Raw genomic sequence first — 17,917 nt, forward strand, 5'->3', positions numbered from 1 at the left:
GGTGAGGTAAAAGCCTTAAAAAGTCTCGTTATACTTTAAATTATGAACCCATCCCAGCCTTCCCAAAGGGAAGGAGTTTAAAGCTATTTCGGTTAGAAAAAACTTGACCTAGTTTGATAATACTGATTTCAAACTCAAACTCAAACTCAAATTCGAGTTCAATTTCAAGATTACAAATCCGTGACCAGTCTCAGTTTCTCTTGTTCTGCAGGAGTTAGTAAGTCGACCACTTTATTCATCAATTCCTTTTTGCTTTCTGCCGCAAATTGGTCATTTATGATTTTGCGTGCATAGCCGTAAAAGCTATAATTGTGATGAAGGGCAGCGTGATAGAGGTCCAGTAAATTTTCATCATCCAGATAATCCAGCGCCACTAAATAGTCAAAAGCAATCTGTCTGGTCTCCGTTGAATAGACAGGCTTTGTATATTCTTGAAGTTGGCCTAAAAAACCAGTGCGTTGTTTTGCGGTATAGCCATCAGTATTTATGGCAAGCGTCAACCAGGCAAGATCTAGCGATTCGTTAGTTTCATTCCAGGCCTTTCTGGCAGTTTCCAGCAGTCGCTTTTTATCGCCGGCCGCATTCCATAACAGGACTAGAGCTTGTTCTCTGGTCACATAAGAATCATCCGTTAACAAGCTGCTAATCAGCTCTTTGTTGTTTTCTGTCACTTCTCTTGTGGTTAGGGCAATCAACTGGCGTATTTCGATGTTGTTAGTGGCGGCAGCTTGCTCTAATAATTTATATTTCCTAGAGTCGGTATGCAGGCTTAATTGCCCCACCATTTCTAGCACCGCTTCTTTCTGTATGGGGACGCGTAAGGTTTCTCTGTAACTAGCATATGCCTCGTCAAAGGACGAAATTCGCCTCGCCAGCAATTGCAAATAGGCTTCCATGAACAGATCTTTACGCAACAATCTTAGCGCTTCTTCGCTCGGGAATTGGTTGCTTGTCAACCACATCGATTTATAAGAAGTTAAGTCCTTTCCAGATTGTTCTGCAACGATGTTTAATAGGTCATCGGTAGTCGCGTTTTTGAAAGCATACTTTTTTAAATACAATTTGATGCTGTTTCTAAAAGCAGCATCACCGACGAGATCCCGCAATGCATGAATCGCCCAGGCACCGTGCTGGTAAAAAGTCAGCGAACTAGCACTAGGATCCATCAGGGCTGTGGATTTCCCAGACTGATTTTGATCATTTAATAATTCTGCTTGTTCGTATAAGTTGACGTAGTAATGGACATCGCCGTACAATTCGCGTTCGGCAAGCATGGCATAATAGGTGGCAAAGCCTTCCTGCAACCAGTGATGGGTTCCAGATTCCTCAGTCACCAGATCGCCAAACCATTGATGCGCCAGTTCATGCGCATTCACATTTACGTAACTGCGATCGATCGCTCCTATGTCATCCTGTACAAATTGATCGCTAAAAATAGTTGCACTCGTATTTTCCATGCCCGCATATAAAAAATCCTTTACGGGAATCTGCTTATAATTTTGCCATGGATAGGCAATGCCTATTTCCTGCTCCATAAAATCAAAAATCTGCGTTGCATGTTGATACGTACTTTCCACTTTCAAACTGTCCTGCGGGTAATAGTAAAAATCCAGTGGGATTCCAGAGGCAGACTCCGTGCTGGAAATTTCGTAGTTTCCTACGACAAGAGCCACTAAATAACTGGACATAGGCGCCGTCATGTCATAATTCCAGAACATGAGATCGTCATTTGGCACTTTCAATTTCAGCGCTCCATTTGCCGCAACTCTCAAATTGCCTGGCACCGCCACCTGTAAATCCCATTCCATTTTCTCATTCATATCGTCAATACTGGGCAACCAGTTGCTCGTATATTTTCCCTGACCCTGCGTCCACGCTTGATCCCAGCGATGATCTGCATCTGCATCAATGAAATAAAGTGCCTTGTTGGGTTGAGTTTTAAATGTTAGTTTGACGGTGGCTTTTTCGCTTTCGCGAAAGCGGGCTCGCAACAACAATCCTGCATCATCCCTAGTTGCAGCGATATCAGTGTGCGTGGTGGAACTCACAGCATATTCTAGCAGATTTTTTGCATCAATATGAATGACATCGGTAGCTTTTAAAACGTCAATTTCAAAAGTTACGTGGCCATCCACAACCGTATTTGCTGGATCTAAAGTGACTGAAACCGTCGCTCTAGTGAAATCTACCGCAGGCTGATCGATGTCTTGAGCGCTGGAAATCAAGGTGATAAAAAAGAATGTAAGAAATAAAGTAATCTGTTTCATAAGTAGGCAAAATACAAAAAGTCGTGCGCAACCTGTGACTGAAATTGGCGCTTAAAGTTTAGTGCTTGACTATTGAGCGCGGCAATGCTACCTTTGGGAAATAATTCACGCGCGTGCCTGTAAATTTTTTAACCACTCCTATTGATTACCTGTCTGGCGTTGGGCCTTCCCGTGCCGATTTGTTGCGCAAGGAATTAGGCATTCAGACCTACGGTGATCTGGCAAATTTTTTCCCGAATCGCTACGTGGATCGCACACAATTTCACAAAATAAATCAACTGGTTCCAGAAACTGCCCAGGTTCAGATCGTTGGGAAATTATTATCAATAGGCACGGCTGGAGCAGGAAAAGCATCCCGATTAGTCGCCACACTGGCAGACGATACCGGTAGAATGGAACTGGTCTGGTTCAAGGGTCAGAAATACTTCAGGGAAAACTTGAAGGTGAATGAGGTTTACGTTGTTTATGGTAAGGTTTCTAAGTATGGCGCCATGTATAGCATTGCACATCCAGATGTGGAGCTGCTCAAAGATTTTCGCGGTCGTCCCTCAAACGCGATGACGCCTATTTATCCGTCCACGGAAACGTTGACAAAACGCCAACTCACCAACAAATACTTTGTGCGTTTGATGCGCCAACTATTCTCTGAGATCAAGAGCGCTTTTGTAGAAACGCTTCCTGAGGATTTAATGCGAGACCAGCAGTTGATCACAAAAAATGTGGCAATGCAGGAAATTCATTTCCCAACCAGCAGCACGGCATTGCAGGCGGCCTTGAAACGATTAAAATTTGAAGAACTATTTTTTATTCAGATGGAACTCCTCCTGCAAAACCGAATCCGCAAGACCCAGATTAAGGGATATGTTTTGGAAACTGTTGGAGACCATTTTAATAATTTCTACAATTTTAACCTGCCGTTTGAATTAACCGGAGCACAAAAACGAGTGGTTAAGGAAATACGCGCAGATATGGTGACCGGCGCACACATGAACCGATTGCTACAAGGCGATGTGGGTTCTGGGAAAACGATTGTGGCGGTTTTGACGTGTTTGCTTGCCATTGATAACGGTTTTCAAGCCTGTATTATGGCGCCTACAGAAATCCTTGCTCAGCAACATATGGCAGGTGTTTCAGAATTGCTCGCGCCCACGGGATTGAAAGTGGCGTTGCTTACAGGATCTGTTAAAACAAAAGCACGCCGAGTCATTCATGAATCACTAGAAGACGGAAGTCTGGATATTTTAATAGGAACCCACGCGCTTATTGAGGATAAGGTAAAGTTCCTGAATTTAGGCGTTGCGATAGTGGATGAGCAACACCGTTTTGGCGTGGCGCAGCGCGCCAAATTGTGGAAGAAAAACAAACTACCACCGCACGTTCTTGTGATGACGGCAACGCCTATTCCACGAACGCTGGCCATGAGTTTGTACGGCGATCTGGATATATCTGTTATTGATGAATTGCCGCCGGGAAGAAAGGAAATAAAAACCGTACATAGATATGACAAGAACAGGCTGGGCGTTTTCTCGTTTATTAAAGATGAAATCAAAAAAGGCCGGCAGGTTTATATCGTGTATCCGCTGATACAGGAATCAGAGACGCTGGATTATAAAGACCTGATGGACGGCTATGAAAGTATTGTACGCGAGTTCCCGATGCCAGAATACCAAGTGAGCATCGTCCACGGACAAATGAAGCCCGCCGACAAGGATTATGAGATGCAACGATTTGTGGAGCATAAAACGCAAATCATGGTAGCGACTACCGTAATAGAAGTAGGCGTAAATGTTCCCAATGCCAGCGTGATGATTATTGAAAGTGCAGAGCGTTTTGGGTTATCACAATTACACCAGTTGCGCGGTAGGGTAGGACGTGGTGCAGACCAGAGTTTCTGCATATTGATGACCAGTCACAAATTAAGCGCTGAAGCAAAAACCAGATTAGAAACCATGGTAGAAACCACCGACGGATTCAAGATTGCTGAGGTTGATCTTAAATTACGCGGTCCAGGAGATATCATGGGAACCCGACAAAGCGGCGTCATGGAACTGCGCATTGCAGATATCGTCAGGGATAATGAATTGCTAGCGGTTGCAAGAAATGCAGCCATCAACTTTCTACAGGAAGATCCGTCCATAGGATTAGAGAAGAACGCCACGGTTCGCAGGGTTATGTCACATTTACAGGCTAAAAAAGGGCTGTGGAAATACATCAGCTAAAGCCAGCGTAGCTGCCAAATCACAATCTCGCTTTGCTCGATAAATCCCAAATTTCAAAATTTCAAAATTGCCAATTGCCAATTGCCTATTTTCTTTTTGCTTTCGCAAAAATGTATTGCCGATTTTAAAATCAAAAATCAAAAATCACGAATCTGAATCTCAGTTCGAGCGCAGCGCAGCGCTGAGCATATCGAATTGTCGAGAACAGTTATCTAGTTCTAATTTAAGATCAGCGATCTGGGGTAAAAGAAATCGGACTAGAGCGTTACTCCATAACGTCCAACAATTGATTCCAATAAAAAGAGCTCCATGCAATAGCAAAAGGAGCTCTTTAGTATTATTCAAATATAAGAATTAAGCTTTACTGCCTAACAATAGTAACTCGTTACAGACGACTTCTGTAATATACTTTTTGTTTCCTTCCTTGTCCTCATAAGACCGCGAGGTTAGTTTTCCGTCAACGCCCACTTGCTTTCCTTTGGTGACATATTTTTCAATAATTTCTGCGGTTTTGTTCCAGGCAACGACGTTGTGCCATTGCGTGTCAGATACTAGTTCACCCTGTTTGTTTTTATAGCGATCTGTGGTGGCTATGGAAAACTTGGCGATCTTCTTTCCGTCGGTGAGATTAACGATTTCTGGGTCTGCTCCTAGGTGACCGATCAGTTGTACTTTGTTGCTTAAGTTGCTCATAATAAATTAGTTTGTATGGATTAAAAAAGTGTGTTGTCATCGTTTGTTTGTTGATGACATTGCAAATATGCGATCACTTCCATGGCCATAAACATTATTAAACAATTGCTTACGTTTATTGTCGTTTGTAAACGTTTGTTTTTATGAAATTCCCACTCTTGTTGTCTTTTTGGGTCAATGTTTTTTAAATTTTAAAAATGGATTCTTTCCAAGATCTTATATAAAATGCTTTGAATCTTTATTAGAGGTTCAGTATGAATAATTTTAAAAGAAAACTGCTGAGTCAAAATGGTTTTAATTTCAGCTCTAGTTATCACGTTGTAACCCAAAATAGATACTTCAGTAACGAAGTATATCATATCCCAATAGAGGCAATGGAATAAGAAGCTCTTTTTTTATTTTGAAAGAATCATCTGAAAACTTAGTAGGTCAATCAAGTCTGTTCCAGCTTTAACTCATGATGTTCTGATCTATACTATGTATTCATAAATAAGGACCTGTAGAACTTGAATATATACAACGCATACTTTTTGAAATTAAATAGGAATAGTTAGGTTATCAAACACTGAGGTTTGATCAAATCAACGTAACATGTTATAATTCCTAATTATATGAAGTTTGCCTCAGTAAAAAATTATAATTCTTTTGAAAACAACACCCACTCAAATATAATATGCCTTATTTTTCGGTGATTCGTTAAAAAGAGATTCTAATGCCAAAAAACCGTTACGCTTACTATAAACAAATTGCATCTGAGATGTTCTACATATCCGTTGGGATTATACTATCAAGTCTCGGGCTCAAAATGTTTCTTTTACCTAATGGATTTCTAGATGGTGGTGTAACTGGGATTGCTATATTATTGAGTACCATCTTTGATATAAATATGTCCATAATTCTGCTGGTCGTTAGTATTCCATTTTTGATTCTTGCGTGGTTCAACCTTTCAAAACGTATAGTTATCAAGTCCACACTATCCATTTTGGCTCTAGCAATTGTTATTCACTTTGAGAGTTTTGTTGCGGTAACTGATGATAAGTTACTCATCGCTATATTTGGCGGTTTATTTTTGGGTGCTGGTATAGGTCTAGCCATTAGGAATGGAGCTGTTCTTGATGGGTCTGAAATTTTGGGCGTTTTTATACATGATAGGCTAGGAATTAGCATTGGAAAAGTGGTGCTTTGTTTCAATGCAATTTTGTTTAGCACAACTGCCTTACTATTGTCTCTCGAGGTTGCTATGTATTCCATTCTGACATTTATCGTCACGGCCAAAGTGATCGATTTGATGATTGAAGGTTTTGAAGATTATGTAGGTCTAATGATTGTTTCTGAAAAACACATAGAGGTTAATGCAGAACTGCTAAAGTGGGTAGGAACAGGAACTACTTTGTATAAAGGATCTGGAGGTTTCGGTAAAAGAGGTGCTCAGACAGAAAAAGAAATTATTCATACCGTAATCAATCGGATTGATATTAAACGTACCTACCATATTATAGACGATGTCGATGAGAATGCATTTATAATAGAGTTTGATGTGAATAATATTCAAGGAGGGATTTACAACCAGTACGTTGCTAAGGATTTTCTGAAAAAGCTGACCAATAAGAGGGCAAAGAATAAGGTAAAACAATAATTCTTGTTTTTAAAACGCATTAAACTGAGCTGGTACTTTTAAACTCTGCATAACGTCGGTCAACTATACTAGATAAACTCCATCCCTAATACTTCTTCTCTCGGGAAACTACATTCATTAACTCACTTCCGTATTCCATGCGATGATAATTCTCTACAACTTGTGGTGCTACAGATCCAGCGCTGCTCATACTTGCCACGTGCGGTGTAATAGAAATATCATTGCGCTTCCAGAACTTGTGATCTTTTGGTAACGGTTCTCTATTAAAAACATCCAGCGCAGCCCCAGATAACAGCCCTTCTTCTAAAGCCGCAATTAAGTCGGCTTCATTGAGATGTCCGCCACGGGCGACATTGATGAGATAAGCTTTTTCAGGTAATTTTCTGAAAAGCTCTAGATTTAAAATATTCCTGGTCTGATCCGTTAGAGGTAATAGGCAAATTAAGATTTCAGATGTAGCTAGAAAGGAATCTAACTCGGCTGTGGTATAGCTTTTAATTCCTGAAACCTCTTTTCTTGTGTGAGACCATCCTGAAACCTTGAATCCAACATTTGCTAATTTCTTTCCCACGGCCTGACCTAAAGTGCCAAATCCTAAAATCCCTACAGAAACGTCTGCAACGCGCCGGTATTGTTTAGGGCTCCAGTCTACCTGTTGTTGCAAATGGGAGTAGTATTCCAGATCCTTGATATGATTTAAACATCGGGCTAGTACAAATTCTTGCATGTCAGAGGATAATTTTTCATCCACAACACGAGTCAAGGTTACATTTTGCGGCAGCGATGGATCGTCAAATAAATGATCCACACCCGCACCCATAGAGCCTATCACTTTTAGGTTTGGATAATTACTAAAGCTCCCTTTTGGTGCTTTCCAGGTGAGTGCCATCGTGATTTCAACAGGATTCTCTACCGTTTCTGGTGTGTACACTTGTACTCCAGAATTCTGATCTGTTAAAGCCTTAAGCCAAGAATCATAATTCTTATCACTCCTTATTAGTAGTAACGCCATTTCTAAATATTTTAAAGATTAAAATAGCCAAGTTCCATCAAGATCCCCCACCTTTTAATAGCTATTTAAGCTTTTAAGAGTCCGCTTTCGCGAAAGCGAACTCATCTAAAACCACACCACAAAAAAATCCCAACCATTGCTGGTCGGGATTTTCTATAAATGCGAGAGGTTGTTACACCTTTATTTTACTTGATTAACTACAGCTGTAAAAGCTTCTGGGTGATTCATTGCTAAGTCTGCAAGAACTTTACGATTTAACTCGATGTTGTTCTTTTTGACAGCTCCCATAAACGTTGAGTAGCTCATTCCATGTATTCTTGCACCAGCGTTGATACGTGTGATCCACAATGCACGGAAGGTTCTTTTTTTGTTTCTTCTATCGCGGTAGGAGTAAACCATTGCTTTCTCTACTGCATTTTTAGCAACTGTCCATACGTTCTTACGTCGTCCGTAATAACCTTTGGCCAGTTTCATTATCTTTTTTCTGCGGGCTCTGGAAGCCACTCTATTTTTTGCTCTTGGCATAATTTAATTTTTTAGTATTAGGCGACCTATTTAGATTCTTATAATGCCTAACTACTGGGTTTGTAAATAATTAATAAACCATCAAGGTTTACAAAAATGTCTTATTTAAGACGTAATTGCAATTTGATATTGTTTTCGTCTGCTTTGTGTACGAGGGTATCGTGCGTCAATGCTAGTTTACGTTTTTTACTTTTCTTAGTCAGGATGTGACTTTTAAAAGCGTGCTTTCTTTTAATCTTTCCTGTACCAGTAAGCTTGAAACGCTTTTTGGCACTGGATTTTGTTTTCATTTTAGGCATAAGTTCCTTGTTTTTAGTTCTCGCATCCTTAAATTATAGTTGATTGAAATCGCCATCCTTGACTTTCCCTCGAACCGGCTTTCCATACGAAAAGCTCTGTTCACAACATCAAATTTAAGGACTGCAAAAATAGGTTATTATTCGGTATTGCAATAGGATAAACGTTCAAATAATTTAGACTTCGGTTCAAATTGGCTAGCTACTCAAAACAGAAGAATTTAGATGAAATAAAAAAGACTATTTCCATTAAAGAAATAGTCTTTAGTTTTTTTGTTTCACTGACCTGCAAACAATGAAGTTGAATTATGAAATCCTCTTTACGATCCAGCGAGCGGTCACTAAATGTAGTATTATTTCTTTCTAGGAGCAAGAAACATATTCATACGTTTCCCTTCCATTTTTGGCATTTGCTCCACCTTTCCTAATTCTTCAAGATCTTGAGCAAGTCTTAATAAAAGAATTTCTCCTTGATCTTTATAAATGATAGAACGTCCTTTAAAGAATACATAAGCCTTTAATTTAGCTCCTTCTTTCAAGAACTTCTCGGCATGATTCTTTTTGAATTCGTAATCATGATCATCCGTGTTGGGTCCGAAACGTATTTCTTTGATCACCACTTTAGAGGCATTTGCCTTCATGACTTTCTCACGTTTCTTTTGCTCATACACAAACTTTTTGTAGTCCATGATTTTAGCTACCGGTGGATCAGCATTAGGAGAAATCTCTACGAGATCAAGTTCCTGCTCCTGCGCTTTGGCAAGTGCATCTCTAGTGTCGATAATTTGTGGTTCGACACCATCACCTACTAAACGTAATTTGCGAGCACGTATTTTTTCATTGATTGCGTGCTTGTCTTCTTTGATAATCCGAGCCGGTCCGCGGCTTCTGCGTCTTCTTATTGCTATGGCTATATAATTTTAATTAAACTTCAAATGTTTTAATGGAGTTTGCGACTTCTTTGTTCACCATTTCTGCAAATTGCTCTGCAGTCATTGTGCCTAAATCATCTCCACCATGTTTACGTACAGAAATAGTGCCATCCTTTTCTTCTTGTTCCCCAACAATTAACATGTAGGGTAACTTGGCCATTTCTGCTTCGCGAATTTTCTTACCCATTGTTTCGGCTCGATTGTCCACTGTTGTGCGAATTTCGTTATTTTCAAGAATATTCGCGATCTTTTTAGCATAATTTTCATATTTCTCGCTCAAAGACAGAACAGTACACTGTTCTGGCATCAACCATAATGGGAAATTCCCACCAGTATGCTCGAGTAATATAGCGATAAATCGCTCCATACTACCAAAAGGTGCTCTGTGAATCATCACCGGACGGTGTGACTCATTGTCAGCTCCTTTATAAGTCAGGTCAAATCGTTCTGGCAAATTGTAATCAACTTGAATGGTACCCAGCTGCCAGCTTCTGCCTAAGGCATCTTTCACCATGAAATCCAGCTTAGGGCCGTAGAACGCTGCCTCGCCTTCTTCCACTACAAAATCTAATCCCTTAGCTTGTGCAGCTCTCAAAATAGCATTTTCAGCTTTATCCCAGTTCTCTAAGTCGCCTATGTATTTTTCAGGTGTTTTAGGATCCCTAATACTTACCTGAGCGGTAAAGTTCTCAAACCCTAAACTTCCAAAAACATATAAAACAAGATCAATAACATCCATAAACTCCTTATCCAGCTGGTCTGGAGTACAGAAAATATGCGCATCGTCTTGAGTGAATCCTCGCACACGAGTCAATCCATGCAATTCACCACTTTGTTCGTAGCGGTACACCGTACCAAATTCCGCAAAACGTTTAGGTAAATCACGGTAGGACCACTGTATGCTTTTATAAATCTCACAATGGTGAGGACAATTCATCGGTTTCAATAAGAACTCCTCGTCTTCTGAGGGCGTTTTGATGGACTGGAAAGAATCGGCTCCATATTTTTCGTAATGGCCGCTCGTTACATAAAGTTCCTTAGAACCTATATGCGGTGTAATCACCATTTCATAACCAGCTTTTTTCTGAGCAGCCTTCAAGAAATTTTCTAAGCGCTCTCTAAGTGCCGCACCTTTAGGCAACCATAATGGCAATCCTTGACCCACACGTTGTGAAAAAGTAAATAACTGTAATTCCTTCCCTAATTTACGGTGGTCTCTTTTCTTTGCCTCTTCCAGCAACTCTAGATATTCCGTTAAGTCTTTCTGTTTAGGGAATGAGATACCGTATAAACGGGTTAGCTGTGGATTTTTTTCATTACCGCGCCAGTAAGCGCCAGCAATACTCATTATTTTTACCGCTTTGACGATTCCAGTGTTAGGAATATGTCCACCGCGGCATAAGTCTGTAAATGTATCGTGGTCGCAAAAGGTAATCTCGCCATCGGTTAGATTTTCAATGAGCTCGACTTTGAACTCATTGCCCTCTTCCTTATATTTCTGTAAAGCGTCTGCTTTTGAAACAGAACGCATATCAAACTCATGTTTTCCACGAGCTATTTCTATCATTTTTTTCTCAATTGCCGGTATATCAGCTTCCGTTATGGAACGTCCGGCAAAATCGATATCGTAATAAAAACCATTGTCGATGGCTGGACCTATGGTCAGCTTAGCATCAGGGAATAAATCTTCTATAGCTTGCGCCATGATGTGTGAAGAAGAGTGCCAGAATGCCTCTTTTCCTTCCTTATCGTTGAACGTAAAAAGTGTTAAACTTCCGTCCTCGTTTAGAGGTGTTTTCGTCTCGACTTTGATACCGTTGAACTTGGCACTAATGACGTTGCGAGCAAATCCTTCTGAGATGCTAATGGCAACCTCCATGGGAGTTGCGCCTTTATCAAATTCTTTAATCGTGCCGTCTGGCAGGGTGATTTTAATCATAACTACAAAATATGAGCCTGCAAAGTTAAACGCTTTAATGGGATAGCCAACTCATTTTTCGGTCTTTACAAACGTTGTTTTGCAAGTTTAATTTGTAATATTATATACTTAAACTACTTAAAATGAATGCGTTTTTAGGGAATCGCAATTCTGTCATGTTATTTATAGCTGTGATTTTGTTCGCTTTCGCGAAAGCGAACTCTCAACAAGCTCCAGCAATACAGACAGATTCCACCTTTACAATTGATAAGCTGACAACCAGGGCTGATTTAATGAACTTGCTCAAAACTTTGAGGGAGGAATATCAACTTGAGGTAAAATTGACCGATTTCCAAAGCAGTGCAAGCCAGATCAATAGTCTAGGACTGGAACTGAAAGGAAGTGACAATAGAACGATTGATTATCAAACGGCATCACTTAATGGGATTGATGGTATATGCATAGATCTTCTAGAACCAGGAACGGTGTCGTTTTTGGGATTATGCAGTACATCAAAAACGACAAAAAATGAATCCCAAACAGCTATAAATAAAGAAGTGAATTTTGAAGAAAAAGAAAGCCAGCAACTGGTAAGTACTGATGATGCTGCATCAAAAAAAGATTTGGCCAGACAAGAAAGGTTATTAGAAATTACCGAATTACGTGAACAAGCTGATCAAAAAAATACAAAACGACTGGAAGAAATAGAAAATCAAAAAGCAGAAAAAACAACAGGTCAAATTCAAGTATTAGAGGTTCAAAAAGACCGTGTCATCAGCGATACTCAAACAATGAAAGCGCAACAAATCGCGATACGAGCAGAGTTGAAGCAACTTGAAAATGAGTCGAATCGCATCAAAAGAGAACGAAAAACACTGGATTACAATAATTTGCGAGCCCTTGCCAAAAGAGATTCCCTAGAGCAACATCAAATAAGGCTTATAGAGATTATTGAAGAGGAAAATGCCCGTTTATTAGAAACAATCGCAGCTCAGGAAAAAGGACGGTCAGTCATAGAACGACAAAATAAAGTTATTGAAGAACAAGGTTTACGGGCAGAGACTGCCGAAGGAATTAAAGCCTATCGCACCGCAATAATGGGAGGTTCTAAAGATGAGGTGCTTAAAAAACAGGGATATCTATTTTTTGCGGCAGATCAATGTTCTTATAAGGTTTATGAGGGTTATACCATCGTGTATAGCTTGCTGGGTAAAATGTTATTTACCATCAATAAGGAGTTGCTGGCCCCCACAGTAAATGGCACTTTAAATATCAAAGGCAAACCCTATGACTACCTATTTGCATCTAATTATTTAATCATCAAAAATGAGAAAGGTCAGATGGTGAATGAATATGGAGATTTACTCGATCGCTCATTTGAAACTACCGCAGTCATACCGTTTGAAAAATCCCATGACTTTACCATTAAAAGTAAAACGAGCCCTAGGCAATTACTAGCGATTAAGACTGACATGAAAACCTTGGGAATTGAAATGGAAGTTTTTGAGCAATACCGCAATGAGAATGATATCATAATAGATTTAAGTTTTACTTTACAAGGAAAGGAGTACATCTTTCAGGATATCAACGGGATTTCAGATATCATTCTAGAAATTGACCAGCCCAATGATCAACTTAGGGTTTTAAGTAAAAGATAGCTGGGCTGTTATAACTGCCTAAAAGATTTAAAGTCATTAAATACTGTAATTAAATCAATCTGTTACATCTAGTTCCAGTCAGAATCCTCCAAGTTAAAAATCTCCATTACTTCCACTTCAAAAACGCTAGCCAGCTTTAACGCAAGAACCGTTGATGGGACATACTTTCCCTTTTCCATCGCGTTGATGGTTTGCCGGCTCACCTGGATTTTATCGGCGAGATCTTGTTGGGTATACGAAAACTTAGCGCGCCATACTTTTAGGTTATTCGTCATCCATGGAAGATTTAAGTTTGTTTTTATACCATTCAAAACGTACTATGAATACGATTAACAAGGTAAATACATTCAACAACAATACATTTAGAAAGTCAAACCCGTAAACTAGTATCGTCATCAATATGTAGAATCCATAATTGACATATACTGCCCAGATTAAGGATGATTTTCTAACCTCGTTGATGAGCTCATCTTCCTGTTTTTCTTTGGAAAAAGCGATAAAAAGACCACCTATAATGGCGGTAATGCTCAAGATTTCGTCGGTCAAATTATTTTTGATCCAATGCGTGGGATTCGTTTTTGTTAGAAAATCGTCGGTAATTGGAGTCCAAATAGTGAACTCCATAAAGCTGGGGCTGTCGTAAAACTGGAATAAAATGAGCAACATGAAACAGGGAAGAAAAAGAAACAAGCCGATTTTTTTAAACGTATGAGGAAATAAATAAATTGATTTCATGAGAAAAATATTAAAATGAGAGACTAAAAGTAAAACAAACTTTACAAATAGTATTGTTTATTTTACTTAAAATTTTGAAAACGACTCTTTTAGTTAAATAACTAAAAAAATAGTTTGATAACTATATTAATAGTTATATGTTTGAAATGCGTTGAGTATCTGCCAGTTATTTTTCTGGCAGGCAGTTGGAACAGCTACCTTTTAGCGGTGAAAATCCGAACGCGGTTATCAACTGCGGGAACGCCCAAAAGAACAAAACATGGAAAAACTAACCCAAAAAGAAGAAGAAGTCATGCAGGTGCTATGGCATCTGGAAAAGGCTTTCGTTAAGGAAATCGTGCCACAATTGGACGGTTCAAATCATTACAATACCATATCAACCGTAGTGCGCAAGCTGGAGGAAAAGGGTTTTGTGGGGTATGATGCTTTTGGAAAAACGCATCAATATTTCCCGATGGTAGAGAAGGAAAGCTACCGCAACAAATTTGTAAACAACGCGATGACGAGTTACTTCAACGATTCTTATAAAAATATGGTCTCGTTTTTTGCTCGGGAGGAAAAAATCAGCGCGACAGAATTGCGCGAAATACTTGAAATGATTGAATCTAAAGAAGACTAGCCATGGAAGAAATCCTCTCGTACCTATTGAAAAGCGCCGGCGTCCTTAGCATCTTCGCCCTTATTTATCATTTCCTACTGCGCCGTTTGACCTTTTTCAAGGCAAACCGTTGGTTTTTACTATTTGGCATGCTGGCAAGTATCGCATTTCCTTTGATTGAAATCACGCAAACCGTCTATATAGAGCGTCCAGAAACGGTCGTGTCACCACAGCAAATCCTATCGCCCATGGCTTATGTATTGCAGGAATCCATTGCAGAGCCGCTCATCAATTTTAGCCAAGTGTTGCTGTTACTTTACGTATCGATCAGCCTATTTTTTCTGGGTAAAATGGTGGTGGAATTGCTGTCTTTGCGCCGTTTGATCAACTCTGGAAAAAGAAGGAGGGAAGATGGGTTTGTGAGAATATCGCTTTCGCGAAAGGTAACTCCATTCAGTTTCTTTAATTATATCTGTTTTTATGAAAAAGAAGAGAACACCGCTGCTACACAATTGATCTTCAAACACGAGCAAGTTCATGCTCGCGAGTGGCACAGCGTTGACTTATTACTTACTCATATTTATTGTGCGGTATTCTGGATGAATCCGATGGCGTGGTTGCTCAAACGACAGATAGGTGAGAACCTAGAATTTATAGCAGATGCGACTGCCAAAGTTGAAAACACCAGCGGCATAAGCTACGAACGTACCCTACTATCCAGCGCCGCCAGCCACATGCAACCAGCACTGGCCAATAATTTTTTCACCCCATTCATTAAAAAAAGAATCCAAATGCTTCAAAAAGAAACCTCAAAAAAGTGGAACGCCTACAAATATGCGCTCATACTACCGGTCATTGTTTTGTTCCTGTATAGTTTTAATACGGTGACTAAGACGGAATATGTTAAGAGTAAAATAGAGCCAGAAATGTTTGTTGACTCGATGACTCTAGAAAATGCCGACTCTAGCGAGCGTTTAGAGTTTGATATAACGTCAGAAACATCAAAAGCAGAATTAGCTTCCTATACTAAACTTATTAATCGCTTTGCTAGCTATAATATAATCATCAACCGAATTGTGATAGATGGAAAACCCATGACATCGATTAGCGTGGATTTTAAAAATGCAGATGATGACGGCTCTCAAAGCAATTACCCGCAAGAAATGGATATCAAACTGTCCGTCTCTAAGGACGAACTTTCTATAATTGATGAAAAGAGTGGTTCCATCCAAAGTATAACTAAAGCTGGTTTATCATTAAAAGAGGTAACTAAAGAGTTTGATATTTCATCAACCACATCAAATACAGATCTTGAAGCCTACGTCAAGCAAATCAATGATTTTGCAAATTATGAAATCAAACTTGAAAAAGTCAAGGATGAAAAAGGAGCCATAAGCCTATCTGTATCTGCAGCTTTTGACATTAATGGTTTTAATAGAACAATTAAACTGCCTATTTCAAACACAAAAAGCGCATTGATTTTATTAAAGGTTTCTAAGGATACATTAAGAATTAATGATGATACTTCTCACGATACATATCAGATGGATAAAACTTCTGGTGTGAAAATGACTAGTGAGGACTGGACTTACAATTCTGTAAAAAAAGCAAGCACAACTGTTGACCAGGTTCGCTTTACGATCTCGCCTACAACCACACAAGAAAGCTTTGACCGTATGACAAAACAGCTAAAAGAAGACCACAATGTGGATCTAAAAATCAGCAACCTACAATACAACGACGGGAAAATTGTTAGAATTAAGATCGAATTAGACGACAATCGCGGATTTAAAACCTCCCAAAATTTAAAAAGTAGCGAACCAATAGATCCTATTTGTATTAAAGGAATTATCGAGGAGAATAAAAAAAGTTGGAGTATGGGGAATTGTGATGATATACGCGTTTCTCTGAATAGTTCTGACGAGAAAATGAACGCCATTTTTGGAAGTATCCAAGATCTCGATTTGACAAAAATGAAGTTGACGATTAGCGAAAAAGAAATGAGTTCTTTGAAAAAAACGCTCCGTGATTTGCAATCCGACCTCTCAAAATTTAATAGTGATGAGATAAGTGAGGATTTAAAAGTAAGATTAGCAGAAGCCGAAAAAAAATTGAGTTCCCTAAACATGGATTCATTGCAACGTGTTTTAGGTAAGGCGACAACGAACCTACAGCTCAGTCTAAATAAGATGCAGCGGGATTCCATGATGTTCGGTAATTCTAGCGTGACTTATTCATCGGGCAATGCAACATTCACTTCAATTGATTCCATTAAATACGATTTAAATAATCTAGATGCTTCTGAGCCTCAAGTTTTTGGTAATCGATTCTCTGATAGAACTCAACCACTCTTTATTTTAAACGGAGTAGAAACAAAACAAGGAATTGTTGAGAAATTAAATCCAACCCATATCGAATCAGTTAGTGTCTTGAAGGATGAGTCGGCTACTTCATTATATGGTGGTAAAGGAAAAAATGGAGTGGTAATTTTAACTACTAAAGTTAACCTTGAAACCTATCCAGATGCATTGTATGTTATTAATGGTAAGTCGGTAAACAAGGGTGTTTTTTCAAAAATGAAACCAGAAACATTGGAGTCGGTACGGATATTAAAAGGTGAAAAGGCCACCTCGCTCTGGGGGGAAAAGGGCAAAAATGGTGTTATTGTAGTGACGACTAAAGCGGATAAGTATATTTCCAACAAGAATAAGAAGAGGGTGGAGAGTATTTATTCTCGCAGGAATAAAACGAAGGATTCTTTAATAGGAACTATAAAACAAAATGGGGATAGTCTCAAGAAGAATTATGAAGAAAGAAGAGAACAGCTTAAATCCCAAAGAGAAGAAATAAAAAATGAGAGGATGAGTGCTTATGAAGAAAGAAAGCAGGAATCAGAGTCTCAAACCTATTCTAAATCAGCTTCATCATCATTTATTTCTACAACAGTTGGTCCTTTTGCAGTTACATTGAAAGATTTTAATGAGGAGGATCTATTAGAACTCAAGTCAGTTCTTAAAGAAATGATGGGAGTGGATATGGACCTTAGAACCTTTCGTAAAAGCGGGAACAACATCTCAAAATTGAAATTTGATCTTGATGGCACCACCTACACATTCCAAACCAATAAAGGTATTAAATCCCTGACCATTAAAATTGAAGGTAAAGGAAGTAAACCTAAGGTTTCTACTGTAAATTACTAGGACGACAGATTCTTAGATGATTGACAACAGACAAAAGACAACTCGTGTTTCCTTCGGAAACCCTCGTGACAGATGTACGACTAATCTCGTGGCGACCGACTGGTCGACGGTTGACGATAGACTTTTTCTGAGGGAGAATCACAGTCGCAACATAAAACAAGATTTTTTTCTAAAGGGCAGACTTCAGTCTGCCCTTTAAGGCCAAAGTGTTTTAGTCTTACGTCTTAC

The 17,917-nt window shown here is 39.2% G+C and carries 14 protein-coding genes; 5 read left to right on the forward strand and 9 right to left on the reverse strand.

Annotated features, from left to right (window positions below):
• Positions 1-170: 170 nt before the first annotated feature.
• A complete protein-coding gene (locus IQ282_RS00915) occupies positions 171-2,267 on the reverse strand; it encodes a M1 family metallopeptidase (protein WP_194850070.1) in 2,097 nt (698 codons plus the stop codon).
• Between the two features lie 113 nt (positions 2,268-2,380).
• On the opposite strand from IQ282_RS00915, the gene recG reads away from it, so the two are divergent.
• Positions 2,381-4,486, forward strand: coding sequence for an ATP-dependent DNA helicase RecG (gene recG, locus IQ282_RS00920; protein ID WP_194850071.1), 2,106 nt, complete (start codon positions 2,381-2,383; stop codon positions 4,484-4,486).
• Between the two features lie 354 nt (positions 4,487-4,840).
• Here the strand turns inward: recG and IQ282_RS00925 are convergent, their stop codons facing one another.
• Positions 4,841-5,179 carry a single-stranded DNA-binding protein gene (locus IQ282_RS00925; RefSeq protein WP_194850072.1) on the reverse strand — a complete coding sequence of 113 codons (339 nt, stop codon included), beginning with the start codon at positions 5,177-5,179 and terminating at the stop codon, positions 4,841-4,843.
• A 712-nt stretch (positions 5,180-5,891) separates the two neighbouring features.
• On the opposite strand from IQ282_RS00925, the gene IQ282_RS00930 reads away from it, so the two are divergent.
• Positions 5,892-6,815 carry a YitT family protein gene (locus IQ282_RS00930; protein ID WP_194850073.1) on the forward strand — a complete coding sequence of 308 codons (924 nt, stop codon included), beginning with the start codon at positions 5,892-5,894 and terminating at the stop codon, positions 6,813-6,815.
• An 85-nt stretch (positions 6,816-6,900) separates the two neighbouring features.
• Here IQ282_RS00930 and IQ282_RS00935 read toward each other — a convergent pair whose 3' ends face one another.
• The 5 genes from IQ282_RS00935 to thrS form a co-directional block, all read right to left on the reverse strand.
• Positions 6,901-7,827 (reverse strand): 2-hydroxyacid dehydrogenase, encoded by a 927-nt coding sequence (locus IQ282_RS00935; RefSeq protein WP_194850074.1) that lies wholly within the window; start codon positions 7,825-7,827, stop codon positions 6,901-6,903.
• 180 nt (positions 7,828-8,007) lie between these two features.
• Positions 8,008-8,352 carry a 50S ribosomal protein L20 gene (gene rplT / locus IQ282_RS00940; protein ID WP_194850075.1) on the reverse strand — a complete coding sequence of 115 codons (345 nt, stop codon included), beginning with the start codon at positions 8,350-8,352 and terminating at the stop codon, positions 8,008-8,010.
• A gap of 101 nt (positions 8,353-8,453) precedes the next feature.
• Positions 8,454-8,651 carry a 50S ribosomal protein L35 gene (rpmI, locus tag IQ282_RS00945; protein WP_194850076.1) on the reverse strand — a complete coding sequence of 66 codons (198 nt, stop codon included), beginning with the start codon at positions 8,649-8,651 and terminating at the stop codon, positions 8,454-8,456.
• A 350-nt stretch (positions 8,652-9,001) separates the two neighbouring features.
• The gene (gene infC / locus IQ282_RS00950) at positions 9,002-9,514 is read right to left on the reverse strand and encodes a translation initiation factor IF-3 (protein ID WP_317174163.1); all 513 of its coding nucleotides are present in this window, start codon (positions 9,512-9,514) and stop codon (positions 9,002-9,004) included.
• Between the two features lie 58 nt (positions 9,515-9,572).
• Positions 9,573-11,519, reverse strand: coding sequence for a threonine--tRNA ligase (gene thrS / locus IQ282_RS00955; protein WP_194850077.1), 1,947 nt, complete (start codon positions 11,517-11,519; stop codon positions 9,573-9,575).
• A gap of 122 nt (positions 11,520-11,641) precedes the next feature.
• Here thrS and IQ282_RS00960 point away from each other — a divergent pair, with 122 nt between their 5' ends.
• Positions 11,642-13,156, forward strand: coding sequence for a hypothetical protein (locus IQ282_RS00960; RefSeq protein ID WP_194850078.1), 1,515 nt, complete (start codon positions 11,642-11,644; stop codon positions 13,154-13,156).
• A gap of 68 nt (positions 13,157-13,224) precedes the next feature.
• Here IQ282_RS00960 and IQ282_RS00965 read toward each other — a convergent pair whose 3' ends face one another.
• Entirely contained in the window at positions 13,225-13,431 is a 207-nt protein-coding gene (locus IQ282_RS00965; protein ID WP_194850079.1) for a helix-turn-helix transcriptional regulator, read from the reverse strand.
• Positions 13,421-13,891 carry a hypothetical protein gene (locus IQ282_RS00970; protein WP_194850080.1) on the reverse strand — a complete coding sequence of 157 codons (471 nt, stop codon included), beginning with the start codon at positions 13,889-13,891 and terminating at the stop codon, positions 13,421-13,423. The genes IQ282_RS00965 and IQ282_RS00970 overlap by 11 nt, the downstream gene beginning before the upstream one ends.
• Positions 13,892-14,150: 259 nt before the next feature.
• Between IQ282_RS00970 and IQ282_RS00975 the strand changes: the two genes are divergently transcribed.
• The gene (locus IQ282_RS00975; RefSeq protein WP_194850081.1) at positions 14,151-14,510 is read left to right on the forward strand and encodes a BlaI/MecI/CopY family transcriptional regulator; all 360 of its coding nucleotides are present in this window, start codon (positions 14,151-14,153) and stop codon (positions 14,508-14,510) included.
• 2 nt (positions 14,511-14,512) lie between these two features.
• Positions 14,513-17,689, forward strand: a complete 3,177-nt coding sequence (locus IQ282_RS00980) for a M56 family metallopeptidase (RefSeq protein ID WP_194850082.1) — start codon at positions 14,513-14,515, stop codon at positions 17,687-17,689.
• Positions 17,690-17,917: the final 228 nt, after the last annotated feature.

Source organism: Nonlabens antarcticus, assembly GCF_015356755.1.
GTDB classification, from domain to species: Bacteria; Bacteroidota; Bacteroidia; order Flavobacteriales; family Flavobacteriaceae; genus Nonlabens; species Nonlabens antarcticus.